At 43.1% G+C, this 25,286-nt stretch carries 25 protein-coding genes and 2 pseudogenes; 12 read left to right on the forward strand and 15 right to left on the reverse strand.

Annotation, left to right across the window (positions count from 1 at the left end; translation table 11 throughout):
• The first annotated feature begins 48 nt into the window (after positions 1 to 48).
• The 3 genes from trmL to prkA all read left to right on the forward strand — a co-directional run bounded on the left by trmL (position 49) and on the right by prkA (position 3,262).
• On the forward strand, positions 49 to 522 hold the full coding sequence (gene trmL / locus DT065_RS17910; protein WP_114375684.1) for a tRNA (uridine(34)/cytosine(34)/5-carboxymethylaminomethyluridine(34)-2'-O)-methyltransferase TrmL: 474 nt from the start codon (positions 49 to 51) through the stop codon (positions 520 to 522).
• A 318-nt stretch (positions 523 to 840) separates the two neighbouring features.
• The gene (locus tag DT065_RS17915) at positions 841 to 1,143 is read left to right on the forward strand and encodes an antibiotic biosynthesis monooxygenase family protein (RefSeq protein ID WP_114375686.1); all 303 of its coding nucleotides are present in this window, start codon (positions 841 to 843) and stop codon (positions 1,141 to 1,143) included.
• 217 nt (positions 1,144 to 1,360) lie between these two features.
• Positions 1,361 to 3,262, forward strand: coding sequence for an ATP-dependent protease PrkA (gene prkA / locus DT065_RS17920; protein ID WP_114375688.1), 1,902 nt, complete (start codon positions 1,361 to 1,363; stop codon positions 3,260 to 3,262).
• 148 nt (positions 3,263 to 3,410) lie between these two features.
• Here the strand turns inward: prkA and DT065_RS17925 are convergent, their stop codons facing one another.
• Entirely contained in the window at positions 3,411 to 4,346 is a 936-nt protein-coding gene (locus DT065_RS17925; RefSeq protein ID WP_114375690.1) for a hypothetical protein, read from the reverse strand.
• 232 nt (positions 4,347 to 4,578) lie between these two features.
• Here DT065_RS17925 and lepB point away from each other — a divergent pair, with 232 nt between their 5' ends.
• The 6 genes from lepB to DT065_RS17955 all read left to right on the forward strand — a co-directional run bounded on the left by lepB (position 4,579) and on the right by DT065_RS17955 (position 10,169).
• Positions 4,579 to 5,118, forward strand: coding sequence for a signal peptidase I (gene lepB, locus DT065_RS17930; protein WP_114375692.1), 540 nt, complete (start codon positions 4,579 to 4,581; stop codon positions 5,116 to 5,118).
• A gap of 160 nt (positions 5,119 to 5,278) precedes the next feature.
• A complete protein-coding gene (yhbH, locus tag DT065_RS17935; RefSeq protein ID WP_114375694.1) occupies positions 5,279 to 6,451 on the forward strand; it encodes a sporulation protein YhbH in 1,173 nt (390 codons plus the stop codon).
• Between the two features lie 114 nt (positions 6,452 to 6,565).
• Positions 6,566 to 6,868: a metal-sensing transcriptional repressor gene (locus DT065_RS17940; RefSeq protein ID WP_114376428.1), complete on the forward strand. Its 303-nt coding sequence runs from the start codon at positions 6,566 to 6,568 to the stop codon at positions 6,866 to 6,868.
• Between the two features lie 9 nt (positions 6,869 to 6,877).
• Positions 6,878 to 9,265: a heavy metal translocating P-type ATPase gene (locus tag DT065_RS17945; protein WP_193550787.1), complete on the forward strand. Its 2,388-nt coding sequence runs from the start codon at positions 6,878 to 6,880 to the stop codon at positions 9,263 to 9,265.
• A 23-nt stretch (positions 9,266 to 9,288) separates the two neighbouring features.
• Complete coding sequence (gene copZ, locus DT065_RS17950) at positions 9,289 to 9,495, forward strand: copper chaperone CopZ (protein ID WP_114375696.1); 207 nt, start codon at positions 9,289 to 9,291, stop codon at positions 9,493 to 9,495.
• 74 nt (positions 9,496 to 9,569) lie between these two features.
• Entirely contained in the window at positions 9,570 to 10,169 is a 600-nt protein-coding gene (locus DT065_RS17955) for a class I SAM-dependent methyltransferase (protein WP_114375697.1), read from the forward strand.
• Positions 10,170 to 10,219: 50 nt separating this feature from the next.
• Here the strand turns inward: DT065_RS17955 and DT065_RS17960 are convergent, their stop codons facing one another.
• Positions 10,220 to 10,771, reverse strand: coding sequence for a cysteine hydrolase family protein (locus DT065_RS17960; RefSeq protein WP_114375699.1), 552 nt, complete (start codon positions 10,769 to 10,771; stop codon positions 10,220 to 10,222).
• A 119-nt stretch (positions 10,772 to 10,890) separates the two neighbouring features.
• On the opposite strand from DT065_RS17960, the gene DT065_RS17965 reads away from it, so the two are divergent.
• Positions 10,891 to 11,337, forward strand: coding sequence for an Lrp/AsnC family transcriptional regulator (locus DT065_RS17965; protein ID WP_114375701.1), 447 nt, complete (start codon positions 10,891 to 10,893; stop codon positions 11,335 to 11,337).
• Positions 11,338 to 11,366: 29 nt separating this feature from the next.
• Here the strand turns inward: DT065_RS17965 and DT065_RS17970 are convergent, their stop codons facing one another.
• Entirely contained in the window at positions 11,367 to 12,323 is a 957-nt protein-coding gene (locus DT065_RS17970) for an arsenic resistance protein (RefSeq protein WP_114375703.1), read from the reverse strand.
• Between the two features lie 133 nt (positions 12,324 to 12,456).
• On the opposite strand from DT065_RS17970, the gene DT065_RS17975 reads away from it, so the two are divergent.
• Positions 12,457 to 13,026 carry a bifunctional transcriptional activator/DNA repair enzyme AdaA gene (locus DT065_RS17975; protein ID WP_114375705.1) on the forward strand — a complete coding sequence of 190 codons (570 nt, stop codon included), beginning with the start codon at positions 12,457 to 12,459 and terminating at the stop codon, positions 13,024 to 13,026.
• A gap of 261 nt (positions 13,027 to 13,287) precedes the next feature.
• On the opposite strand, the gene DT065_RS17980 is transcribed toward DT065_RS17975, so the two are convergent.
• Genes DT065_RS17980 through DT065_RS17995 form a run of 4 tightly spaced genes read right to left on the reverse strand, consistent with a single transcriptional unit; the run spans position 13,288 to position 16,883 of the window.
• Positions 13,288 to 14,679, reverse strand: a complete 1,392-nt coding sequence (locus tag DT065_RS17980) for an IS1380 family transposase (RefSeq protein WP_114375707.1) — start codon at positions 14,677 to 14,679, stop codon at positions 13,288 to 13,290.
• Positions 14,680 to 14,710: 31 nt separating this feature from the next.
• Complete coding sequence (locus tag DT065_RS17985) at positions 14,711 to 15,184, reverse strand: protein-L-isoaspartate O-methyltransferase family protein (RefSeq protein ID WP_114376431.1); 474 nt, start codon at positions 15,182 to 15,184, stop codon at positions 14,711 to 14,713.
• Between the two features lie 5 nt (positions 15,185 to 15,189).
• On the reverse strand, positions 15,190 to 15,939 hold the full coding sequence (locus tag DT065_RS17990) for a DUF429 domain-containing protein (RefSeq protein WP_114375709.1): 750 nt from the start codon (positions 15,937 to 15,939) through the stop codon (positions 15,190 to 15,192).
• Positions 15,939 to 16,883 (reverse strand): dimethylarginine dimethylaminohydrolase family protein, encoded by a 945-nt coding sequence (locus tag DT065_RS17995; protein ID WP_114375711.1) that lies wholly within the window; start codon positions 16,881 to 16,883, stop codon positions 15,939 to 15,941. The genes DT065_RS17990 and DT065_RS17995 overlap by 1 nt, the downstream gene beginning before the upstream one ends.
• Positions 16,884 to 17,098: 215 nt before the next feature.
• Between DT065_RS17995 and DT065_RS18000 the strand changes: the two are divergent.
• Positions 17,099 to 17,604: pseudogene (locus tag DT065_RS18000) on the forward strand (CadD family cadmium resistance transporter); the annotation flags it as partial.
• On the opposite strand, the pseudogene DT065_RS19450 reads toward DT065_RS18000, so the two are convergent.
• From DT065_RS19450 to DT065_RS18040, 8 genes and pseudogenes are all read right to left on the reverse strand, one after another.
• A pseudogene (locus DT065_RS19450) lies at positions 17,571 to 17,735 on the reverse strand (ASCH domain-containing protein); the annotation flags it as partial. The pseudogenes DT065_RS18000 and DT065_RS19450 sit on opposite strands and share 34 nt — an antisense overlap.
• Positions 17,736 to 17,749: 14 nt before the next feature.
• Positions 17,750 to 18,754 carry a biotin synthase BioB gene (bioB, locus tag DT065_RS18010; protein WP_114375715.1) on the reverse strand — a complete coding sequence of 335 codons (1,005 nt, stop codon included), beginning with the start codon at positions 18,752 to 18,754 and terminating at the stop codon, positions 17,750 to 17,752.
• Positions 18,747 to 19,451, reverse strand: a complete 705-nt coding sequence (gene bioD / locus DT065_RS18015; protein WP_114375717.1) for a dethiobiotin synthase — start codon at positions 19,449 to 19,451, stop codon at positions 18,747 to 18,749. Before bioD ends, bioB begins: the two co-directional genes overlap by 8 nt.
• Positions 19,448 to 20,620, reverse strand: a complete 1,173-nt coding sequence (gene bioF, locus DT065_RS18020) for an 8-amino-7-oxononanoate synthase (protein WP_114375718.1) — start codon at positions 20,618 to 20,620, stop codon at positions 19,448 to 19,450. Before bioF ends, bioD begins: the two co-directional genes overlap by 4 nt.
• On the reverse strand, positions 20,610 to 21,956 hold the full coding sequence (gene bioA / locus DT065_RS18025) for an adenosylmethionine--8-amino-7-oxononanoate transaminase (protein ID WP_114375720.1): 1,347 nt from the start codon (positions 21,954 to 21,956) through the stop codon (positions 20,610 to 20,612). The genes bioF and bioA overlap by 11 nt, the downstream gene beginning before the upstream one ends.
• Before the next feature lie 242 nt (positions 21,957 to 22,198).
• Positions 22,199 to 22,975, reverse strand: coding sequence for an energy-coupling factor transporter transmembrane component T family protein (locus DT065_RS18030; protein WP_114375722.1), 777 nt, complete (start codon positions 22,973 to 22,975; stop codon positions 22,199 to 22,201).
• Positions 22,968 to 24,665, reverse strand: a complete 1,698-nt coding sequence (locus DT065_RS18035) for an ABC transporter ATP-binding protein (protein ID WP_160112642.1) — start codon at positions 24,663 to 24,665, stop codon at positions 22,968 to 22,970. Before DT065_RS18035 ends, DT065_RS18030 begins: the two co-directional genes overlap by 8 nt.
• Positions 24,646 to 25,257, reverse strand: a complete 612-nt coding sequence (locus DT065_RS18040) for an ECF transporter S component (RefSeq protein ID WP_114375726.1) — start codon at positions 25,255 to 25,257, stop codon at positions 24,646 to 24,648. Before DT065_RS18040 ends, DT065_RS18035 begins: the two co-directional genes overlap by 20 nt.
• Positions 25,258 to 25,286 lie beyond the last annotated feature (29 nt).

Consider the following 25,286-nt stretch of genomic DNA (forward strand, 5'->3'; position numbering starts at 1 on the left):
AAGTATGCTATACTATTGCCGTGAATTCATGCAAAGGTGGCAATTGATATGAGTCTACATATTGTTTTACATGAACCGGATATTCCCGCCAATACTGGCAATATTGCCAGAACATGCGCGGGAACCGGGGTGTTTCTTCATTTAATTCATCCATTGGGATTTTCGACGGAAGACCGCATGTTAAAACGTGCAGGCTGCGATTATTGGCCGCATGTCCTTATTACACATCATGATTCCCTTGACACGTTTTTAGCGGATAAAAAGAAAGAGAATCTTTACTTCGTTGAAACAACCGGGAGTGCCCCCTATTCATCCTTTGATTACCGGGAGCTCACCCAGGATTATTATTTTATTTTCGGAAAGGAAACGCAAGGGTTGCCGGAAAATATCACAAGCAAGTATCCGGAGCGTTGCATTCGTTTGCCTCAAAATGATCAAATACGGTCCCTCAATCTTTCCAATGCCGTCGCCATTGTTATCTATGAAGCATTGCGACAGCAATCGTTTCCCAGCCTACATTAAAAAATACCCTTGGCAACAAGGGCATCGGCAATCCATTATTGTTGATGGGGTTTTGAGTTGCGTCCGGCTGTCCACATGGAGATGAGAAAGGCGAGGCAAACGCCGAGTATAAGAAGTACGTCCATAACGAATGGCCTCCTTTTGCTATGTAAGTTCGTGTACAAACGATATCCTGAATTTATTATAACGGAAATGATTCGGATTGTATACGGGTACTTTTGACAAAAAGGAAACGTCCTATCCATACGTTGCCAAGATATGAGCTGGCAAGCTATACTAAATGTGGATGAATCATGAATAAGAGGAGGGCTCGATGCAATGTATGTGGTGATGAATGAACTACAAGTAGACCCGGAACAAAAAGATCATTTGAAGGCGCGTTTTGAAAAGAGCAAAGACCGGATGAAGGATGTGCCGGGTTGTTTGGAATTTCTTTTCTTGGAAAGTGAAGAAGAATCGGATACATTAGTCGTTTATACGAAGTGGGAGTCCAAGGAAAATTACGAGAACTGGCTGGAAAGTGATGCATTCAAAAAAGCACATGGCGGCAAATCTTCAGGTGAACAACAGCCATCAACGACGAACCGCCTTCGTTTGTTTGAAGTCGTTTTTCATACGTGAGCTTCCTTTAAAAACTCGGTTTATGCCGGGTTTCTTTTTTTTATAGGGACGACCTTTTTTCCCAATTGGTTATCGTGTCTTGCTTCTCTGCATAGAATGCAAAGACACAAGCAGTTAATTCTAAGTTCGGACGTTCCGTCAAAAAGGATCCCCGGATTCTTTATCATTCACCGTTCTAAAATGACTGAGGAAGTTTCATTAAAAGGGAGGCCAATCGGTGGATATTCTAGAAAAAATGCAGATGCATCGCAATGATCAAGAACTTTTAAAGTGGGAAGGAACGTTTAAAGAGTATTTGGAAATCTTGAAAAAACGGCCGGAAATTGCGCAAACAGCCCACTCGAGGGTATATAACATGATAAGAAACCAAGGAGTGGAAGAAGGAAAAGACGGGGATGTAAAACGTTACCCATTCTTCAGTAAACATCTTTTTGGGCTTGAAGATTCGATTGAAAAGCTGGTGGAGGAATATTTTCATTCTGCAGCAAAACGCCTCGATGTACGTAAGCGGATCCTCTTACTTATGGGGCCGGTCAGTGGCGGCAAGTCCACGATCGTCAACTTATTGAAACGTGGCTTGGAGGATTATTCCTACACAGATGAAGGTGCCGTTTACGCGATTAAAGGCTGTCCGATGCAAGAAGATCCGCTTCATTTGATCCCTTATCATTTACGAGATGAATTTTATGAAGAGTATGGAATCCGAGTGGAAGGGGCACTCTCGCCGCTTAACACAATGCGTTTGGAAGAGGAGTACGGGGGGCGGATCGAAGATGTGATGGTGGAGCGGATCTTCTTTTCTGAGGACCGCAGAACCGGTATCGGTACCTTCAGCCCGTCCGACCCAAAATCCCAGGACATCGCAGACCTTACCGGCAGTATTGATTTTTCAACGATTGCAGAATTTGGATCAGAATCCGACCCGAGAGCCTATCGTTTCGACGGGGAACTGAACAAGGCAAATCGCGGCCTGATGGAATTTCAGGAAATGTTGAAGAGTGATGAGAAATTCCTCTGGCACTTGCTTTCTCTGAGTCAAGAAGGTAATTTTAAAGCCGGTCGTTTTGCCTTAATCAGTGCCGATGAAATGATCGTTGCACATACCAATGAAGCGGAATACCGTTCTTTTATCAATAATAAGAAAAACGAAGCATTGCAATCAAGAATCATCGTAATGAACGTCCCCTATAATCTAAAAGTGACCGAAGAGGAACGCATCTATGAGAAAATGATCGCGGAAAGCGATATGAAGCACGTGCATATTGCCCCTCATGCATTACGGACCGCCGCAATTTTCTCGGTTCTAACAAGGCTAAAGGAATCACAAAATCAAGGCATTGATCTCATGAAAAAACTTCACCTTTACGATGGCGAGATCGTGGAAGGGTTTAAAGATCAAGATGTAAAAGATTTGAAAAGTGAATATCAAGATGAAGGGATGTCCGGGATTGATCCCCGTTATGTCATTAATCGTATTTCTTCCGCTATTATTCGCAAAGACGCAACATCCATCAATGCCCTTGATGTGCTAAGGTCCTTGAAAGAAGGCCTGGATCAACACGCATCGATCAGTAAAGAGGATCGCGAGCGATATAAAGATTTTATTGCCGTCGCCCGCCGGGAATATGATGAAATCGCAAAAAAAGAAGTCCAAAAAGCTTTTGTATATTCGTACGAAGAACAAGCAAAAACACTCGTCAATAATTACTTGGATAACGTCGAAGCATATTGTAACAATCATACGATTTACGATCCGATCACAGGGGACGAATTAAGTGCCGATGAAAAACTTATGCGTTCCATCGAGGAGCAAATCGGCATTTCCGAGAATGCAAAAAAAGCGTTCCGCGAGGAAATTCTCATCCGCATATCGGCTTATGCCCGCAAAGGACACAGATTCGATTACAATTCCCATGAGCGCCTTAGAGAAGCGATTCAAAAGAAATTGTTTGCAGACTTAAAAGATGTTGTTAAAATAACAACATCCGTGCAAACCCCGGATGAAGACCAATTGAAAAAAATCAACGAAGTAATCGCACGCCTTGTTGATGAACATGGGTACAATACCCATTCAGCAAATGATCTTCTTAAGTATGTCGGCAGTTTATTAAATCGCTAAAGTAATAAAAAATCGAGTGGGAGTTCTCGCTCCCCTCGATTTCTTCCTTGGCAGGAAAGAAAGTATAAAACGACTTTCTTATCCCGCATAAGCGCAACGAAGGCTTTTGCTGTCCTGGCAAAAGCCAAGTTTTCTAATTGTTCAAATGTCAATGCAGTTCATATATCCCATATTGATGCGGGTAAGGCAGGAGTGGATGAACCGGCAATAAAAATGATGGGGTCGTCACGGGAGGAATAACGACTTCCTCTTCATTATACGGGTCAAGCTGGCGAATGACGTAAGCTTCGTCCCGTTCGCCTTCGATGTCGCCCGGGAAGATGCTATAAATTCGCTCGCTGTCCGATGCGTCTTCTTCGTTTTCATTCTCCTCACCGGAATCGAACCTAAAGGTATGATTTTCGACCAGGTTGGGGGCTTGCCATTCATGATGGTCCGCGTTAATATAGAACGATTGCTTGTACCCTTCTTCCAATGTGGAGCCGCTTTGACTTTCCAATGAAGGATCGATATACAAATGATATAACCCCCCGGTTTCATAGCCGTCGCTCGGTGGAAGCACTTGAATTTGTGACGGGGAAGAGATAAGAATGACATTCTCTTGCTTTTCCATTTCGTTATCCACGATGTAAATGACATCATTGCTCACATCCCCCTCCAACACGTCTTCGTCGAATTCCAGCGTCCATGAATAACGATCGTGGACGTCCGTTGTCGGGAGCTGCTCGTAATTTTTTCCGTTTTGTTCCTCATAGAGCCGTACATTTTGAACATCTTCAGGAACGGTCGTTTTTGCCTGTGGATGGGTTTTTGTATGCAAAATGCCGCTTTGGTCATCCTTTGGAGGATAAGAGAGTGAATAAACGATGTCCCACCCATGGTCTGCTTCATAAGCATCGACGATGGAAATTTGGTATCCTGTATTTGGCTGCGGCCCCCAATCAAGTGTCACCTGCTCGCCCTCCCGTTCCATCTCTACCGCAGGAGGGGAGTCACTAGGTTGATCGTAGGATACTTGGGAATTGGTAAGCTCAGGAATGGTTAATAAATGGACAAGCAAAATAGTGATGAGCCACCACTTCATAATTTTCCCCCCAATTGGTGCCCTCTTTTATTTAGACGTAAACATAGATGCATGTGTTACATACCTATCCATATTCTTTACAAAAAACAGGAAAAATGCAAGTGAAAAGTCAAAAAGTGTGTAATGAAACGATGGTGAAATCGGTCTTGCTGAAACGCAAGCCAGATTTCGTTTGTCGTGCGAATGAATGAATGGTACATTAATAAGTGGAATGAAAATGGGGGAATAAGATGTGAACAGGATCGCAAAAGAATTATGGGATTGGGTTGTCACATTTGCCGTTGTTATTATTATCGTATTTATTGTTCGTACGTTTTTCTTTGCAAACTATATGGTTCATGGGGAGTCTATGATGCCCACAATCGAAAGCGGTGAGCGACTGATTATTAATAAAATCGGCTATGAATTCTCTGAGCCGGACCGAAACGATCTGATCGTCTTTAACGCGACCGAAGAGAGCGATTATATAAAACGAGTGATTGGGACCCCCGGAGATGAAGTGCGTTACGAGGATGACACGCTTTACATTAATGATGAAATCGTGGAAGAGCCATTTTTAGACGATGCGTATAACGGGGAACTTACGGAAGATTTCACCCTCGAGGAAATAACGCCCGAACCGGTTGTTCCGGACGATCATTTATTTGTGTTGGGGGATAATCGAAACAACAGCCAGGATAGCCGCAACATCGGGTATGTTCCATACGAAGATGTCGTCGGAGAGGCGAGTCTCAGGTATTGGCCGTTGAGTGAATTTACGTTTATTGATTAAAGACCTTAAATCGGTCTTTTTTTCTTATAAAATAATAACAATTCTAAGATTTTGCTGCATACGATGGTTATAACACGACGTGTCCGAGTCGTCGTGAAAGGGAGCGTTCTCTCGATCTAACGTTTTCAGTAGCTAGAAAATCCCGAAGGAGGGGTTTATGATGAGTAACGATCGGAAATCATCCTTTGTCATTTCTGAAGAAAATTGGTCCCTCCACAGAAAAGGGTATCAAGATCAACGCAGGCATGAAGAAAAAGTAAAGGATGCGATTCAGAAAAATTTACAGGACCTTGTTACGGATGAAAGCATCGTGATGTCTAACGGAAGAGACGTCATTCGTGTTCCCATTCGATCGTTGGATGAGTATAAAATCCGATATAGCGATGACTTGAATAAGCATGTCGGCCAAGGGAATGGGGATAGTGAAGTCGGTGACGTTGTCGCTCGCTCGGGAAAACAAAAAGGGCAAGGGGCTCAAAAAGGTACGAAGCCGGGAGACCAGGCAGGAGAAGATTACTATGAAGCGGAAGTGTCCATCTCGGATCTTGAAGAAGCGTTGTTTCAACATTTAGAACTCCCCAATTTACAGCCTAAAGAAGAGGATCATTTGGTCGTTGAAGATATTGAGTTTAACGATGTGCGTAAACAGGGGCTCATGGGGAACATCGATAAAAAAAGGACGATCCTCTCGGCATTGAAACGAAATTCGATGGAAGGTAAAACGGCTATTAATCCCATTTATCGAGATGACTTACGATTTAAAACTTGGAATGAACGGGAGAAACCTGAATCGAAAGCGATTATACTGGCCATGTTGGATACGTCCGGTTCGATGGGGAGATGGGAAAAGTACATGGCTCGCAGTTTCTTTTTCTGGATGACGCGTTTTCTGAGAACGAAGTATGAATCAGTGGAAATCGAATTTATTGCCCATCATACAGAGGCTAAAGTGGTTGATGAAGAACAGTTTTTTTCAAAAGGGGAGAGCGGGGGGACCATTTGTTCATCCGCGTATGAACTGGCGTTGGAACGGATTGAAAATCATTATGACCCACAACTATACAATATTTACCCCTTTCATATTTCCGATGGGGACAATTTAACCTCGGATAATAAGTATTGCTTGCAATTGTTGGGGAAAATCATGGAGAAAGCGAACATGTTTGGCTACGGGGAAGTAAATGCGTATAGCCGCCATTCGACGTTAATGAATGTCTTTCAGTCCATCGAAGACCCAAGGTTTCGTTATTATATCTTAAAAGAGAAAAAACACGTCTTTAATGCGTTGCAATGGTTTTTTCGAAAAGAACAGCAGGAAAACGCGCTGGTTTAATCACGGTAAAAAGCACGGGCTTCGAGGAGGCACCGTGCTTTTTTATTGCTTCTTGTTGACAATAATACCATGGGAGGGTATAGTATAAATAGAACAAAAAAGGATGTGATTCATTTGGATAAATCTTTGCATGATCAGCCAAGTAAACCAAGAACACAAGATGAAATGGAAAAACTCAATAATCGCTTAAAACGTATCGAAGGTCAAGTTCGCGGCATACAAAAAATGGTGGAAGAGGATCGCTATTGTGTCGATATTTTAGTGCAAATTAGCGCCATTCAATCTGCATTAAAAAATGTAGGTCTCTCTGTCACAGAGCGACATATCCACCATTGTGTCAGCGATGCGATTAAACAAGGGGAAGGGGAGGAAATCATCGAGGAATTAATGAGTGTATTAAAGCAGTTTTCCAAGTGAGGGGGGATTATGGTGAGTGATAAAAATCATACAACACTTGGTGTCACAGGCATGACCTGTGCTGCCTGTTCCAATCGTGTCGAAAAAGTGTTAAATAAAATGGATGGCGTAGACGCGCAAGTCAACTTAACGACAGAAAAAGCAACCGTAGACTATGATTCGGAAAAAACGTCCATCGACGATATTACGAATAAAATTGAAAACGTCGGCTACGGTGTTGTGATGGAACAAACAGAATTGGATGTTTTTGGCATGACCTGTGCTGCTTGCTCAAACCGCATTGAAAAGGTATTGAATAAGCAAGAAGGGGTCAAAGGTGCATCGGTTAATTTAACAACGGAGGCGGCTTCTGTTGAATATAACCCAGGACTCACAGATCCTCAAGCATTCATTGAGAAAATCAAACATTTGGGTTATGACGCGGCACCTAAAGCTGAAGCAGAAGAAAAGCAAACACACAAGGAAAAAGAAAACAAAAAGATGAAGACGAAATTAATCATTTCGTCCGTGTTAACGGCACCGCTTTTGGTAACGATGTTAGTCCATTTATTTAACATGAATATACCGGATATTTTCATGAATCCGTGGTTCCAGTTTGCGTTGGCAACCCCTGTTCAATTTTACATCGGCTGGCAATTTTATGTTGGTGCCTATAAGAGCCTAAAGAGTGGCGGCGCGAACATGGATGTGCTTGTTGCGTTAGGGACGAGTGCCGCTTATTTTTATAGTTTATATGAAGCATTCAGGACGATCGGTAATCCTGGATATATGCCACATTTATACTTTGAAACAAGTGCTGTCATCATTACGTTGATTTTATTCGGCAAGTATTTGGAAGCCAGCGCTAAAAACCGGACAACGCATGCACTATCCTCTTTATTAAATTTACAGGCTAAAGAAGCTCGCGTCATAAGAAATGGCGAGGAAATGATGATGCCGGTTGAAGACGTTGTTGTTGGTGACCGATTAGTCGTGAAACCGGGGGAGAAAATACCCGTCGACGGTAGGCTTGTAAAAGGGAGAACTTCGATTGATGAATCGATGATTACAGGGGAGTCCATACCGGTTGAAAAAGACGTAGACTTTAGCCTCATCGGTTCAACGATAAACAAAAATGGCGCGATTGAAATGGAAGCGACAAAAGTAGGGAAAGATACGGCCCTTGCTTCGATTGTTAAAGTTGTCGAGGATGCACAAGGATCGAAAGCGCCGATCCAACGAATGGCCGATATCGTTTCCGGGTATTTCGTCCCGATCGTTGTCGTTGTTGCCATTCTGACATTTACGGTCTGGATCACGTTCGTCCAACCCGGCCAAATGGCACCTGCTTTAGTTGCATCGATTGCAGTCCTTGTCATTGCCTGCCCGTGTGCTTTAGGACTTGCAACGCCCACATCCATTATGGTTGGCACAGGTAAGGCTGCCGAGACCGGCATTCTTTTTAAAGGTGGCGAACATCTCGAGCGTACGCATGAATTAAATGCGATTGTGCTGGATAAAACAGGTACGATCACAAAAGGAAAACCTGAAGTTACGAACTTTACAGGGGATGCGGAAGCCTTACAGTTACTCGCAAGTGCGGAAAAGGGTTCAGAGCATCCCCTTGCAGAAGCTATTCTGGCCTATGCAACAGAACAAGGTGTTGATTTAGTTGACGTCGATGATTTCAATGCGATCGCCGGACACGGGATCGAAGCCACAATTTCCGGCCAGCACATTCTTGTAGGTAATCGAAAATTAATGCAAGACACCCAAGTCGATGTTGGCGCTGCGGAACAAGCATTGGTCGATTACGAAGTCGATGGAAAAACAGCGATGTTAATGGCTGTTGACGGAACGTATCGCGGCATTGTTGCCGTTGCAGATACAATTAAAGAAACAGCGCCACAAGCCATAAGCGCGTTAAAAGAAAATGGCTTAGACGTGATCATGTTAACAGGGGATAACGAGCGAACGGCACAAGCGATTGCAAGACAGATTGGCATCGACCAAGTTATCGCCCAAGTGTTACCTGAAGAAAAAGCCGATAAAGTAAAAGACATCCAATTGGAAGGCAAAAAGGTAGCAATGGTTGGGGATGGCGTCAATGATGCGCCGGCACTCGCTGTCGCCGATATCGGCATTGCCATTGGAACGGGTACGGAAGTAGCCATTGAAGCGGCTGACGTGACGATTCTCGGCGGGGAGCTGTTGCTCATACCGAAAGCCATTAAAATCAGTCATGCGACGATTAGAAATATCCGTCAAAACCTCTTCTGGGCCTTCGGCTACAACACAGCAGGCATCCCGGTTGCAGCTGTCGGATTACTTGCACCCTGGGTCGCCGGCGCAGCAATGGCATTAAGTTCGGTAAGTGTTGTTTCCAATGCCCTGCGCTTAAAAGGGGCGAAAATATAACATTGCAAGGAGGGGAGCAGGTCATGGAGAAAACGTTAAATGTACAAGGCATGTCATGTGGGCATTGCAAAATGTCAGTGGAAGGTGCATTAAATCAATTAGATGGCGTATCAGCAGCTGAGGTGAATTTGGACGCTGGTAAAGTAGATGTTACTTTTGACGAATCAAAAGTGAATGTTGCTGCCATGAAAGAAGCTGTTGAAGATCAAGGCTACGATGTCGAAGCCTAAATATAAGATAAAAGAGCCGGTTTCAAAAAGAGAAACCGGCTCTCAATTTCATTTACTTAAGGAGATAAATAATCATGTCAAAAGAACATTGGGATAACAGTTTTTCGGATCAAGATTTTGTTTACGGTCAAAAAGAAAATGTATTTATACACGAAATGAGCAGTATCATTCCGGACCATTCAAACGTTGGTTGTTTTGCAGAAGGTGAAGGCCGGAATGCGGTTTACCTTGCCAAACTTGGCTATGACGTGACGACTTATGATCAATCAACCATTGGCCTTGAGAAAACTAAAACGTTAGCAAGTGAAAGTAACGTTGATGTAAAAACCGTTCAGATTGATTTAACGAAAGAGAAAGTGAATACTTATCAATTTGATGCAGCCATTATGGTATTTGGACACGTTCCAAAAACAGATCAACCATTCCTGATGGAAAACATGATCGATTCAGTGAAACCTGGCGGGTATGTCATTTTTGAAGTTTATTCCAAGGATCAACTCAAGTACCAAACAGGAGGCCCGCCCTCTCTTGACATGTTATATGACCCGTCAGAAATCCTGAATTGGATGAAAGATTACACATGTATTCATTTTTATTACGGTGAAGCGACGCGGAATGAAGGAAAAAGACATTCGGGTTTAGGCCATGTGATTCAGGCTGTTATCCAGAAATGAATATATAAAAAGGGAGATTGTTTTTCAACAACCTCCCATTTCATATTGAATTATTCATTCGTCAAGAAATCCTCGGTCGAAATGACATTGGCATACATGCCGTTGACCGCACTGACAAACGCATGATGAACTTGTTCTGCCGGAACTGTCCTTTCTTGATAAGATAACTCCCTTGATGCACATGCATCTTCAATAAGTGTCGTTTCAAAACCTAAATCAACGGCGGCCCTAACCGTGGCATCTATACACATGTGCGTCATCATGCCTAGGGCGACGACCTTGGTTACACCTTTTTCTCTCAACTTGCTTTCCAAATCAGTCTTCAAAAAACTATTAGGGAAGTTTTTTACGATCACATTTTCGTGTTCTAATGGTTGAACCGTTTTATGAATGTCAGCACCCTCTGTATTTGGAAGAAAGAAGCCTAATTCTGGACTGCCTGCAATATGCTGAACATGAAAAATATTCTCTTTATTATTTTGTCTAAACCAATCCATCACTTTAGCAGCATTAGTGGCTGCTTGATCAGGGTTGCTTAACTCCATCTTTCCATTTGGAAAATAGTCATTTTGAATATCGACAACGATTAAAGCAGTGCTCATTGTTTTCACCTCATCAAAGAATTGATTACAATAAAAATGATAACGGATTTTTTAATGTTTATCGATCCTTTGCTGAAACACTTTTATATCAAATCATTTCACGGTGAAAGGATATTATTATGGAAATTGATCAAATTGACGTTCAGATTCTCCGGTTACTAACCGAACATTCACGTATTCAATGGAGAGATTTAGGTGAGAAAATTCATATGACTGGACAAGCAGTCGGGAATCGCATAAAAAAACTGGAGGACAATGGTGTCATTAAGGTTTACTCTCTTGTCATCGATGAAATGAAACTGGGTTTTTCTTTTACAGCGTTTATCATTGTTCATATGAAAACAGCAAATCATGATGCTTTTATTCGTTTCATGAAAGATCGAAAAGAGGTCGTTGAAGCTCACCGAGTTTCCGGGGAAGGCTGTTTCCATTTAAAAGTTAAAGTTAAATTCCAAGATCAATTAAATCTTTTTCTTGATCAACTTCTAGATCATGGGAACTATAGTTTAAACCTGTCCATACAAGAGATTAAGCAACATCATCCGGTGACTGCCACATTACAATAAACTTTTGTTTCTTAACTTTGGATTAGTTTTTATTTCCTTCTCTTCCCTCTGAATGAAAGCAAGATTCGAGATACAATAGCTAATATAGGCAACTCAATGAGTGGTCCAATGACTAAGACTAATGCAATCAATGGTTGATCGGGAAAGAGTGCTATTACGATCGCCAAAGCAATAGGGGAATTACGTGCAATGATGGTTAGACTTAGACTCACTGTATCTTCATAAGAAAATTTCAATGCTTTTCCAACCGTTTGTGCCACAACAAAGTTAATGACAAAGAACAACAAGACTGGAATCAATAATAGTGAAATGACCCCTAGATTGTTCATTAAATAAGATCCTTCGGAAGTAAACATGGCTGTAATTGCTAATGCTAAAAAAATAATTTGAGCCGAAGAGAAAAAGGGAATCAGTTTATCGTTTAAAACTGTTTGCTTGTTCTTTAAAAAATAACGCGATAACTGAGCAATGGCAAATGGTAAGACTAAGACCAATACAACACTTTCGATAATGGTTGAAAGGGAAACAGATTCCATGGTACCTACAAAGATAAACAGATACACGGGTATCAATAACACTTGGAGAATTAAATTGATGGGTAATACAGAGGTCGATAAGGACATGTTGCCTTTGGCGATTTTTGTAAAAATTAAATACCAATCTGTACATGGCGTCACCATGAACATGATAAATCCTAACCATAATGCAGGATAGTCGGCGAGGAAAATAGCACCAAGGCTCCATGCCAGTAATGGCGTCCAAACAAAATTGATAATAGTACTTGTGCTTAAAAACCTTATATTTTTAAAAGCTTCTTTAAAATCTTTTAATGGGATCGCCAGAAATAACCCATACAGCATGAGTAATAAAAACGGAATGATAAAGAACGCTGCATTCTGTTCGAAAAAGGTGAACTGACCTAATAAAAGTCCGAGTCCTACAGCAGTTAAAATGATGACCGTTTGAAACTTCTCTAAAACATTCATGATCATACCCCTCCTGGAAAAGTAGAGGTACGTGCGCACGACTCACTCACTCATTGATTTCTTTCAGGATAACTGATATGGATTTTCATTACTTTGATAATCTTGACTTCGAATTCGAAATGAGGAAAGCACATTGAACAATAAACAGTGGAAGGCGATCTATGATAATGACAGTAATTATGATGGACATTTTTATTATGCTTTAGGTACAACCAAAACTGTATGCAGGCCTTCATGTACTGCTCGCACGCCTAATCCTAAAAATGTGACCATATTTAAAGATATAGATGAAGCTATCGAAAAAGGGTTTCGTCCATGTTATCGATGTAAACCCGATCAGTTGGATTGGAAGGGACATAAGAAGGAACTTGTCGCAGCAACGAAAAATTATATTGATTGTTATTATGAAGCACATCTAACATTGAATGATTTAAGCGATGTTTTGCAAAAAAACGTCTCTTATATTCAACGTGCGTTTAAAGAAGTTATGGGAATCTCACCCATTAAGTATTTACACGAGGTTCGAATTCATAAAGCGAAGCAACTGCTTCAAAATCATTCTTATTCCATCACAGAAATTGGTCTAGAAGTTGGTTACAGTGACAGCGCCCACTTTTCAACGAAATTTAAAGAATTGGAAGAGCAAACCCCGAAGGAATTTCGCAGAAAGTTTCTTGATTTATGGAAAACACAAGAATCATAATTTGACTACGAGGCCACGAACGGGGTGAAAGTGGAACCAATAACATATCCTGATTCCGTGATAATTGAACTGGAATGACCATTTTGATTAAAACACAAATTTTATGACGCTATTAATCGCTATATACAACGCAAATATTCCTGAACAATTATTAGGAATCAATGGAAACAAATATGGTGTAATTTTGGGCATGCCAAATAAACCAGCGTTTTGCCAGTTTTAAAATTCTTTCGTTCTTTCTTTTTACATGTTGGCGATTTCTCAGCCTGGGGCAAATGTGTTGTAAAGCCTACGGAACAACGGCAGCCATGGATTATGTTTATTGATTTTTAGAGCCCATTTGCCCGCGTGGAAAATCATTTTCGATGCCATGGTGATCATGGATTTGATGACAGTACGAATACGGCGCCTTTGAACCGTTTTCCGCAAAGGTTGGTCGTTGATCTTTAAACTCTCTTGACCAATGATACGTAGTAAATTATAGGCAAATAGCCCGAAGTGCAGCACTAAATCGTTTGTGTTAAATTTCCCTGAAGGCATGCGTTCCAAGTCTAGTTCCGTTTTGATTTCACTATGGAATTGTTCCATTGTGCCATGATCCTGATAAAGGGAAACAACTTCGTCCGCCGCCATATCAAGAGAAACCCAATATGTATCAAATGCAATCTCGGGAATCAATAGTGTCTGACCACTCGAATCACTGGTTCGCTCGACGACATCAAAAGCGAGAAAAACAGCGTTTTTAGCCTTATTCGGCTTTCTTTTAAGAACACCGCGATAGACCGTTTTTCCTTCTCGAGGGTTGGTCACTTCACCATGTTTTTTGGCCGTCTCAAGCCAGTCCTCCGCTGTTTCTTTCCTCGGGTTTCGTTTGATAATGAAATCGGCACTTGTAGACGTTTCCTGGCAAACGTTGATGTTATCCACACTGTCATTGCCGGAATCAAGGCGCAAAAGCAGTGGTTGGTCTGTCATCGTTTTGGCGTACGTGATGGTTTCGCGCAAAAACGCAGGGGTTTTGGCCTGGCAATGGGTCTTCCCATGACGAAGTTCAACATTCACGCCAAATCCCTCCCTGCCCAGGTAGGCGAAAATGGGCGCATAACCGTCAAATTTCTTATATGTCCAAGATACACCCTCTTTTTGGGTGTCCGAATTATCAAAAGGAGTCACATCGACGTCCAATGGGAGATATGGTTTATCATTTTCTAATGTGATAGGCGTTAGTAAATGGGCATGCTTTTGAACAAGATCAGCCGATTCCTCCAATAAAATCGGTTTCCATGTGGATGATCCCGTGTCTGCATGGATGGTTGAGATATCGTTCAAACGCTGGCGTAGCGTCGAGCACGAAGGGACTGCGTTGATATCTAGCGCATACTGGTAAAATGGTTCTTCCCGGAATTCTTCCACACACTCGAAGTCACTTTTTCCTTGGCACAACAGGCCAAGATAGGATTTAGCCACATCGCTGTTTGAAACATCCGGCGTTGTTTTCACGCCGGGAATGGGCAATTGATCAAGTCGGGTTGATAAACCTGTTTTGGACAGCAGCTGGCCAACAATGCCAAGCCCGGTGTATGGAGTCAATTTTTCTTCAATTTTGAACTTTATCATCGAATCACCTTTCGGGTGAGTATATACTATCTCCATTATACCTGATAATACAGGTTTTTTGGGTGATTTAGATGATTTCTGTCACGGAATCAGGGCCGTTTTTTAACTGTTCGAGGAGCTGTTCCGGGACTTCGGGAGCGGCGGCAGTCACCATGATTCGGTCAAAGGGTGCATTTTCTCTCCAACCGCGGCTTCCGTTTCCCCGTTTAAAGTGAATGTTTGTAAATTCCGCTTTCTGCAATTTTTCTTTTGCCCGATCATGCAAGGCTTTAATGCGTTCAATGGTGTAGACGGTGTCGGAAAACGTGGCCAGTAAAGCGGTTTGAAAACCGGAGCCCGTCCCGATTTCCAGTACTCTGGATTCAGGGGAAATGTCGAGTTCCAACGTCATCTTTAATACGAGCGTCGGCTGGGAAATGGTTTGCCCATAACCGATGGATACAGGGCTGTCCAAGGAGGCCAATTCTTTATTTTCATCGATAAAATAACTACGGGCCATTTGCTCAAAATAGCGGTTGATTTCTTTTTCTTGGTTATGCAATCTATTCACCCCTTTTCGAAATAATAAATCCATCCCTCTTCCTTTACCGTTTCTTTTTCATGCGTCGGAGGGTGTGCGAGGTTGGGCAAGGGTGAGTCGTTTACGCCGAAAGCAATGGCATAAAGGGCACAAATACAGGCATCGTAGGCGTCGGTTCCAGGTTTAATGTTGGTGGGCAAATACTGTCTGATGTTTGTATGAGCTTCCGACTTTTTAGATGCTTTAAGCAGAGCAGGATACACTTCTATTATAATTTTTTTGTCTTCTTTTCCCTGCTTTTCCATTGGATAAATTTTGAAGCCATCGCGCTTTTCCCACAACTTCGCGTGGGACATCGCGACGGTCGTATTATTCCCGATTCTATCAAAAACAGCGGATAGAGGCTTTTTCCCCAACATTTCATAGATCGCTCGGTCCGTATATCGATATGCAAGCGGATTTTGGATTTCTTTTTCAGGCTTATCGACCGGGTTTATTTCTCCGTTGATGAGTTGTTTGAATGCCTTCGGATAGCCAAGCGGGGCATCTACGCCAATAATCATGCGGCGATCATCGTCCGAATCAAGGGTATCATCGACGGAACTTATTAATTGTTGCAGCGATAGTCGTCCGCTATTCGGAATCGATATTTCTGTCGGTGCGCCCTTCCACTCAATGGTTTGTTTTGTGGAATCCCACTCACAAATAGCGACGCCATGATTACTTCCCAACCAACCTCCTACATCCCAGCCAATGCCAATAACTTTTGGTGCCATTACTTCAGAGGTTCCCTTCTTAAAAATGCAGTCATGCAATGGTTTGCGCCCCAACCGTTCATGATTTCATCCATCTCGACGGCAATGACTTCGATCCCTTCCTGCCGGAGCAATGCTGTTATGTCCGGATTACCAGCAGGGATAACGACTTTGCCCGGCTCAAGCGCCACAAAATTCAAAGCCATCGTATGTTTAATTTCTTCGATATTTGTGGCTTCGATAAGCTGAATATCACGCTCCATCAACTGTTTGGCACAATCATAGGTCACATGCCACGGGAAAATAACCATCTTGTTTTTCGCAACCATATTCATATAGCCATCCAAATGGATGCTGCCGTACGGAATTTGCGTTTTAATAATGTCGGTAACGCCAAGATTGCGTAGCTCAAATTCTACCTGCCGGATACCGTATTCGTTTGCTCTGCTCCCGGTCCCCAACACAACGGTTTTTCGGTCCAGCCACATCGCACAAGCCCCTTCAAAAATACCATCTCCATTAATCGTTGATATAATGGGTACGCCCAATTCCGTTAACGTTTGGGCGACAGCTTTTTCTTCCCCTCGCCGGAAAGGGTTTCCGGCTCTGCCCACAATAGCGCCTTCCGGTGTCATGAACATTAAGTCTCGCACGTACATGGCATTGGGCTTGTCCGTTCGCTGATGTTTGACATAATGCACGCCAATGCCATGATCACGATATATTTTCGCCAGTGCATCCTGTTGTTTTCTTGCACGGTCAGGTTGAATGGAGCCTCGGAAACGGTAATCGGCATAATTGTTTTCATGGATCTCGTTGATTTCATCGCCAGGTCTGTGCATGAGCACGGCTTTCAGCGGGGCGACTTCCGAGTCACAATACCACTGTCCCCAATGGTCAGGCATCTCTTCGGCAAACGATTTTTCAGAAGGATGCCATCGTTCTCCTTGTACGTTGACCTTCATGTCATCTCTCCTTCGACCTTCTAACGTTCTATCATTCAGCTTCGTTCTAAAAACAAATCGATGGGAGCCATTCTAAGACCAACATTAAGGCAAAGACGTAACAATGGCAACCGCTACCGGTACAAAATACAAAAATCGGCGTACAATTGTACGTACGAGGTTGGTCAATGTTATAATTGTGGCGCGTGACAGTATCTTAAAACGGAGTTGTTTATATGGAGGTCACGATTTTAACGGCAATCGCCGCGTATGTCGCGACAGCGATCGATTATCTAGTCTTATTAATCATCCTTTTTTCGCAAACAATCAAAAAAACCAACTGAAACATATCGTGATCGGTCAGTATTTAGGCACGGCGATTATCATAAGTGTTAGCCTATTGGCGGCTCTTGGCACGATTTTTATTCCGCAACAATGGATCGTCGGCTTGCTAGGGCTTGTGCCGATATATTTAGGGATGAAGATTTGGATCAAAGGTGGAGAAGAGACTGAAGAAAGTGATATCTTATCGCTGTTGTCGTCAGGTCGATTTAAACAGTTATTTATGGCCGTTACGTTTATCGTGTTAGCTTCAAGTGCCGATGACTTCGCCGTTTACGTCCCCTCTTTCACAACCTTAGATATGATCGAAATACCTGTGGTCGCGATCGTCTTTTTTATCATGGTCGGAGTTTTATGTTATGTCAGTTATCGTTTGGCAAATGTGCGGTTAATCTCGGAAAATTCGCGACCGATTTCGTTCAACTCGTTTTTAAAGAATTTTTCATGCGCTTCCCACCAATATTGGTAGCTCCTATCACCTTCACCTTCTGCAAAAGCAAACGATTCGGTTACCTCATTCATCTGAGTTACTTGAGGACTACCTGCTAATTATTTGCCAAGCTAGCTTTCATTTCTTCAACCGATTCCACCTCAAACCCAAGGTCCATCAGCATTTTATGATCTTCGGTGTCTTCTTGCCCATCTGTCGTTAAGTAGCTCCCCACAAAAATTGAATTGGCCGCATATAATCCTAATGGCTGTAAAGAACGAAGGTTTACTTCCCGACCGCCGGAGATTCGGATTTCTTTAGCGGGATTCACAAAACGGAATAACGCTAAAACTTTCAAGCAATATAAGGGATCCAATTCGTTGACGCCTTCTAATGGCGTCCCGTCAATAGCATGTAAAAAATTTACTGGAATAGAGTCCGCATTCAGGTGTTTTAAACTGTTTGCCATGTCTACAACATCCTGCCTTGTCTCCTTCATGCCCACAATCACTCCAGAGCATGGGGACATTCCCGACTCTTTTGCGGTATCAACCGTATTCACGCGATCATCATACGTGTGAGAAGTGGTAATATTTGAATGATTGCTCTTTGATGTATTGATATTATGATTGTAACGGTCAATCCCAGCTTCTTTCAGGCGCTTCGCCTGCTCAGGTTTTAAAAGTCCAAGACATGCGCACAGCTTTAATCCGTAAGTTTCTTTGATTTCTTCTACAGCTTCTACCACCTTGTCAACTTCACGGTTGGACGGCCCTCTTCCGCTCGCAACAATACAGTACGTCCCAATATTGAGATCGTGTGCCTGCTTTGCGCCTTCTAAAAGCGTCTCTTTGTCTACAAATCGATAGGCATCAACAGGCGCTTTTGACATGACCGACTGGGCACAATATCCACAGTTCTCCGGGCACAAACCAGACTTTGCGTTCATAATCATATTCAGTTTTACTTTTTTTCCATAATGGTGCTTTCGAATCTGGTAAGCAGCATGCATAAGCAATAATACTTCATCATCGGGACATTCTAAGATTGATCCTGCTTCTTCATTGGTTATTTCTCCACCGTCTAACACACGTTCAGCTAATTCCATCCAATTATTCATTTGCTACCTCCACTTGGTTTTTAAAAATTGAGATATCAATGTAATCTCGCACCATTTTTGCCATGTTTTCCTCAGTAAGTTCCTTCAGTTTTGGTGTTGCCCCGATCACTGGCACTTCACATAATTTTTCGATCATATCAATGTTGGTTTTATGAGTAATATTTGTAGGTTTATCAATTCCGTTGACGACGATACCAGTAATGCTAAGACCGATGTTTTGTGCATATTGAACAGTGAGAAACGTATGATTGATCGTGCCAAGATCAGGGCGAGCAACAACTAGAACTGGAAGCTGTAATACTTTGATAAGATGAGCGACAAGTAGATCTTCAGTTAGCGGGACTGAGATGCCGCCAGCCCCCTCCACGATGAAGAACTCATGTTTTTCTTTAATCCTCCTCCAATGATTCAGCACCTCCTCCTTCCTCACCAACTTTCCTTCCAATAACCCAGCAACATATGGAGCCAGGGGTTCCTTAAATTCAAAAGGAGTAATTTCTTCAGTGGAAAGAACTGTTTGTGACATTTTTCTCAGTAAAGCTGTATCGCTTGCCGATTCGTCACGCGAAATGCCGCTCAAAAAGGGTTTAAATACCCCCACATCGATGTTTAGCTCTTTGAGTACGGCTGCAAGCCCGCCAGATATAACAGTTTTTCCAACATCCGTATCCGTTCCCGTTACAAAAATGCCTTTCATAATGCTCTATTCAACTCTTTTCCGATGAACTGAAATAACGCTAACAGGTGTTCGATTTCACCGGAGCCGTGGTCGCTCGTAACCGTTAGCCGAATGCGGCTTTCTTCTCTCACAACTGTTGGCGGCCGGATTGCAGGTGCGTATATGCCTTGCTCTCGAAGCCGTTCTGAAAAGTTCACAGCCATTTGGGGATCTCCAATGATGACAGGAATAATCGGTGTAAGGTCTCCTTTTACGTCATAGCCCATTGTCTGTAGTTCAGTTCTAATTTTCGTAACGTTGGCCAGCAGCCGTTGTCGCTTCTTTTTGTCATGCTGAATGATTTCCAAGGCTGTATATGATGCGGCACAGCTGGCTGGCGGAATGGCTGTTTGAAAGATAAAGGTTCGAGCATGGTTTAGCAGAAAGTTTATCAAAGTCCGAGAACCCGCAACGAAACCGCCTTCAGTGCCAACTGCTTTACTTAACGTCCCAATAACGACATCGGGGCTCGCACCGTAAAATTCACTCGTTCCCCTGCCGTTTTCCCCGATCACCCCCGTTGCATGTGCATCATCCACAATCACGTAAGCATGGTAGCGATTCGCTAGCGAGAGGATTTGGTCAAGAGGCGCAATGGTGCCATCCATACTAAATACGCCATCAGTAACAATAAAACGACGCTGATATGGCCTTGAATCTTTAAGTTTTGCTTCAAGATCCCCCATATCGATATGGTTATAGATAGTCGTGTCCGCTTTTGATAACCGACAGCCATCAATGATGCTCGCATGATTTAGCTGGTCGCTCAGCAATATATCCCCTTTTTCAGGCAATGAAGACAGCACCCCAACATTGGCTAAATAGCCGTTTGAAAACAACAGGGCTGCCTCAGTTCCTTTAAAGCCTGCAATCTTCCTTTCCAGCCGCTCATGCCACTGGGTATTTCCGGTTGTAAGACGCGATCCACTGCTCCCTGCACCAAACGCATGAAGCACATCCTTCGCTGCCTGAACCAAGCGTATATCATTCGCTAACCCTAAATAATTGTTCGATGAACATACGATTTGTTTCTGGCCGTTTATGGACATTCGAGGACGGGGCGCCGTGTCCATCACTCTTAATTGGCGGTATGTGCCTGCCTCTTTCGCCTTGTTTAATCGGATATTCAGCCATTCATCAAAGCACATCACTTGTTACCTCGTCGATCGCTTCCTTCATGATCATGACCATTGCTTCTAATTCCTCCCTTTCGCTGGCAAGCGGCGGCATAAAAATGATGACATCTCCCATCGGTCTCGTTAGCATGCCAAGTTCCCGCATCTTTAACGAAACGTGATAGCCTACCCGTTTTTCAGCAGGGAACGCCAACTTCGTTTCTTTTGATTGGACAAGCTCTACCCCGCACATAAAGCCCAACTGCCTAACCTCCCCGACATGAGTGAGCGAATCCAATTCCGTCAGCAGCAGCCGAAGATCTTCGGTATTTCGGGCTACTTGTTCAATAATCCCTTCACTTTCAAATAATCTTAAATTTTCAATCGCAACGGTGCATCCCAGCTGGTTCCCCGTATAAGAATGACCATGAAAGAATGTTTTCAGTGTGGCGTAATCATCATAAAAGGCGTCGTAAATGTCCTCTGTCGTAAACGTTGCAGCAATAGGTAAATAGCCCCCGGTAATTCCTTTTCCGGCTGCCATGAGATCTGGTTGCACCTGTTCGTGCTCACAGGCGAACATCTTCCCCGTACGGCCAAACCCTGTTGCCACTTCATCAACGATCATCAATACCTCATATTTTGTACAAAGCGCTCGGACACCAGATAAAAAACCTTCCGGCATAACAATCATACCCGCAGCCCCTTGAACCATCGATTCAATGGAAAGCGCGGCTATTTCATGATGATGCTCAATAAGTATTTGTTCCAAGATCTCCAAATGTTCGTCACTGCACTGGGCATGACTTTCAGCCTCTGAGCGATACAAATAAGGAATCGGCGCCTTATAACTTTCAAACATCAAAGGACCGTATACATGATGAAAAAGTTCAATTGAACCTACACTTACAGCTCCAACCGTGTCGCCATGATAACCGTTTTGCATCGAAATAAATTTTTGTTTTTCCGTTCTACCGATATTTTTCCAATACTGGAAGGCCATCTTAAGAGCAATTTCCATAGCTTCTGCTCCACTATCGGAATAAAAAACACGCGTTAATTTTTCAGGACTTATGTTAATAAGTGTTTCGGCAAGCTCAGTTGCTGGAACATTCGTCATACCTAATAACGTTGAATGCGCAATTTTTTCAAGCTGATTTTTAATCGCCTCATCCAATTCTTTTTTTCGGTGTCCATGCACATTGAGCCAAACAGAAGAAAAACCATCATAATATTCCTTGCCATGGATATCTTTCACCTTCATACCATTTCCACTTTCAATGATCAAAGGATCACGGTCATAATCCTTCATTTGTGTAAAGGGCAACCAAAGATACCTTTTGCTTTTTTCAATTAACTCATGTGTCATACTCTGCCTCCATCGTAAGTAAATGAATCACCCGTGAATTGTAAACCATTAAATAATAACGGTTTACAATATGTTATTATTTTTATTCCCATCTGTCAATATATCAAGATGACGTAAAATAGTTTGTGTAAATGGTTTGAAACAAGAAGAGGTAGGGCATCTCAGAATTGACTAAGACCCTACCATGTCAAACAGTATATCGGATCCTCCCCCTAAGAAAAGTAGATTGTTATGGTATGATGTTAAACCCACCCTTGCCTACCGATCATTAAAATGATGAGGATCATGGAAACGATTGTAGCAAATATAACATCTTTCGATGACCATCGAACAACGCGATAGTAAGTACGGTCTCGACTCCCATCAAAACCTTTCGATTCCATGGCAATCGCCAAACGGCTAGCTTTGCGAATGGCACTGGCGAGCAAAGGGATGGCATAACGCTTCATTTGACGAATGCCCCCCAGAAGGCCACCACTCTCACCAAGTCCCCGAATACGATGGGCGAGTCTCATTTGCTGGTACTCGTTTTTGAACAACGGAATTAAACGGTAGGCTGCCATGATGCCATAACCAAAACGTGGGGACAGTTTGCCGTTTTGAATCAGGCTATGCATAAATGTCATCGGGCTTGTGGTTAAGACAAACAGGATCGACCAAGTACCAAATACGAGGCTGCGAAATCCAAGAGATATACCTGTTTCGATATTTTCCAAAGCAATAGGCAAGCCAAAAATCGAAAACAGAATCACTTCTCCTCTTTCTGCAGGAAATATAGCGTTGATCCAAACAAACGTAAAACCAAACAAAAGAAAAGGAATGCTGATAAACGCAATGAACTTTACAGGAATCCCGCCCAAGAAATGAAGCATCAATACGGAAACTACCCACAAAAGCAGGGGTGTCCAGGGATCAAAAACGAAAATCATGGTGGCAATGACAGCTAGCAACGCCAGTAATTTCAGTAATGGATTGATCTGTTGCAGAAAGTGATTGGCCGCTTGGTATTGTTCAAGCATATTGAACGCTTACCTTCTGTTGAACTTGATGCTGCCATTGGTGTAATTTGCGATCCATAGGTGTTATTAGGTTGGTTTGAGCCCGTAATGGTTGATAATGAAGGGAATGCAGAAACGTTACGGGTTCTCCCTCATATGCACAACCACCCTCTTGTAAGACAATCATCCGAGAGGCATATTGATCTACCAAACCCATATCATGTGTGATCATAAGAATCGTTTTTCCTTGTTGTTGAAGAGATTTTAACAGTTTCATCAATTGCTCGGTATTTTCGGCATCCTGGCCAAACGTAGGTTCATCAAGGATGAGGAGCTCCTGGTTACTGATAAGCATGGTGGCAACAGATAGCCGTCGTTTTTGTCCCTGGCTTAATGAAAAAGGGTTTTGGGCTCGAACATGGGCGAGGTTGAACGTCTCGAGCAGTTGATCGACATGGGATTGACGCTCGTCTTTGGACCATCCCATACGTTTTGGTCCAAAGGAGACCTCTTCATCCACTCGCTCTGTAATGAACTGACTCTCGGGATTTTGCATGACAAGTCCGATTTGGCTCATAAATTGATCATCTGGCCACGATGCCAATGAGCGATCTTTCCATTTAATAACCCCTGAGGATGGTTTTTTTACGCCGAGAAGCAATTGAGCAACGGTACTTTTCCCTGCGCCATTCGGCCCTGCAAGTGCGACAAATTCACCCCGATGGATGTGAAGGGTAAGCCCGGACAATACGAAGGGATTCTTCGATTTATGGTCATATTGATAATAGATATCTTGCATTTCAACGATCGGTTTCTCTGATTTTGGCTCTTCTTTGGCTTTTGGATACGGCATCGTGGGCTCCGGGATCCCTTCTTTTTTTAATTGCTGCTCAAGTTCAGTAGGTACAAGCGGAAAAGGATCCCATTTAATTCGGTCTTCCAATGTTATTGCGGCGCGCACCGTTTTGGGTAACCATATCCCATCGGTGAGTAATTGGTTCGCATGTTCTTGAAATAACGCCCTTGGTTTTCCTGTGTAAGCCACCTTCCCATTTTTGTTTAAAATGATGACGTCATCGATGAAATGGATCATATCATCCAGTTGATGTTCGATGAAAATCATTGTTTTATTCGCATGCTTCCCCCAGTGGTCGATCAATGCAAAAACGTCGATGGTTGCTTGAGGATCGAGGTTCGCCGTTGGCTCGTCAAGGATGAGTACTTCAGGGTCAATGGCCATCAGACATGCCAACGCGAGTTTTTGCTTCATTCCGCCGGAAAGGGCATGAATAGGCGCTTGTCTCACATGTAATAAGCCGGTATTTTGAAGGGAATCATGAATAACGGCCTCCATTTTTTCCCGAGGCACTTGCAGATTCTCCAACCCAAACGCGACTTCTTCTTCAACGGAGTACATACAAAATTGTGTCTCGGGATCTTGGAAAAGAATGCCTACCTTCCGCGACATTTCGCCTACCGTTTGATGTTGTGGATGAACATCTCCAATGGCGATTTCACCGGAGACTTCAGCGTCTAACGATTGAGGGATGATACCGTTGAGCGCCAGAGTAAGTGTACTTTTTCCTACACCACTCGGGCCGAGAATTAAAGAACGGGAGCCGGAACGAAAGAATGCTGTAATGTCTTGAACCGTCGATGTCTCGTTCGTCGGATAACGGATCGAAAGTTGCTCAGTTTGCACGCAAACCACGGTTGCTCTCCTCCCTCTGTTGTTGTAGTTTTTCACGTCCCAGTGCGAAATCATTTAATACCCCTGTTCGGGCCAGTTGATCGGCGATGCCCTTACTTAGCCAGGCAGTCAGAGCACCGCTTATAAGCATTGTACCAAGCATAATCATTAACAAGCTGGAGGAAAATTGGCTCCAGCCTGACACGAAATAGCTCGTGATAAAATTCGCAGTGGTTCCACCCATGCCGGCTAGCATAAGTATTGGAAGCCAATATCTCCGCCATAAAAATAGGGCAAGCACTACCTCGCAACCGATTCCTTGGGCAAACCCCAGCAAAAGTACAGACCCTGCACTTACCGATCCAATGAGTACTTCTGTGAATGCAGCAATCATTTCACCCATGAAGGCAACACCGGGCTTGCGAATAATATACGCACAAACAATACAAGCCATAATCCATAATCCTGATAATAATGCCCCGCCCATAGGACCTATAACGCCGGACAGAAGACCTGCAGCAAAGATCCATATAAGGTAAAGAATTCCGAAGACGATGGAAATGGCAGACATAACGATAATGTCCCGAAGTTGAAGTTTTCTTGTTGGTATCATATAACAGCTTTACCTCCTGCAAAACAAAA

The organism is Salicibibacter kimchii (assembly GCF_003336365.1).
In the GTDB taxonomy this organism is placed as follows: Bacteria; Bacillota; Bacilli; order Bacillales; family Marinococcaceae; genus Salicibibacter; species Salicibibacter kimchii.

Coding starts and splice junctions, on each gene's coding strand:
- trmL (WP_114375684.1), top strand. CDS start 49: ATGAGTCTACATATTGTTTTACATGAACCGGATATTCCCGCCAATACT.
- DT065_RS17915 (WP_114375686.1), top strand. CDS start 841: ATGTATGTGGTGATGAATGAACTACAAGTAGACCCGGAACAAAAAGAT.
- DT065_RS17925 (WP_114375690.1), bottom strand. CDS start 4,346: ATGAAGTGGTGGCTCATCACTATTTTGCTTGTCCATTTATTAACCATT.
- yhbH (WP_114375694.1), top strand. CDS start 5,279: ATGAGTAACGATCGGAAATCATCCTTTGTCATTTCTGAAGAAAATTGG.
- DT065_RS17945 (WP_193550787.1), top strand. CDS start 6,878: ATGGTGAGTGATAAAAATCATACAACACTTGGTGTCACAGGCATGACC.
- copZ (WP_114375696.1), top strand. CDS start 9,289: ATGGAGAAAACGTTAAATGTACAAGGCATGTCATGTGGGCATTGCAAA.
- DT065_RS17955 (WP_114375697.1), top strand. CDS start 9,570: ATGTCAAAAGAACATTGGGATAACAGTTTTTCGGATCAAGATTTTGTT.
- DT065_RS17960 (WP_114375699.1), bottom strand. CDS start 10,771: ATGAGCACTGCTTTAATCGTTGTCGATATTCAAAATGACTATTTTCCA.
- DT065_RS17965 (WP_114375701.1), top strand. CDS start 10,891: ATGGAAATTGATCAAATTGACGTTCAGATTCTCCGGTTACTAACCGAA.
- DT065_RS17970 (WP_114375703.1), bottom strand. CDS start 12,323: ATGAATGTTTTAGAGAAGTTTCAAACGGTCATCATTTTAACTGCTGTA.
- DT065_RS17980 (WP_114375707.1), bottom strand. CDS start 14,679: ATGGAGATAGTATATACTCACCCGAAAGGTGATTCGATGATAAAGTTC.
- DT065_RS17990 (WP_114375709.1), bottom strand. CDS start 15,939: ATGGCACCAAAAGTTATTGGCATTGGCTGGGATGTAGGAGGTTGGTTG.
- DT065_RS17995 (WP_114375711.1), bottom strand. CDS start 16,883: ATGAAGGTCAACGTACAAGGAGAACGATGGCATCCTTCTGAAAAATCG.
- bioB (WP_114375715.1), bottom strand. CDS start 18,754: ATGAATAATTGGATGGAATTAGCTGAACGTGTGTTAGACGGTGGAGAA.
- bioD (WP_114375717.1), bottom strand. CDS start 19,451: ATGAAAGGCATTTTTGTAACGGGAACGGATACGGATGTTGGAAAAACT.
- bioF (WP_114375718.1), bottom strand. CDS start 20,620: ATGTGCTTTGATGAATGGCTGAATATCCGATTAAACAAGGCGAAAGAG.
- bioA (WP_114375720.1), bottom strand. CDS start 21,956: ATGACACATGAGTTAATTGAAAAAAGCAAAAGGTATCTTTGGTTGCCC.
- DT065_RS18030 (WP_114375722.1), bottom strand. CDS start 22,975: ATGCTTGAACAATACCAAGCGGCCAATCACTTTCTGCAACAGATCAAT.
- DT065_RS18040 (WP_114375726.1), bottom strand. CDS start 25,257: ATGATACCAACAAGAAAACTTCAACTTCGGGACATTATCGTTATGTCT.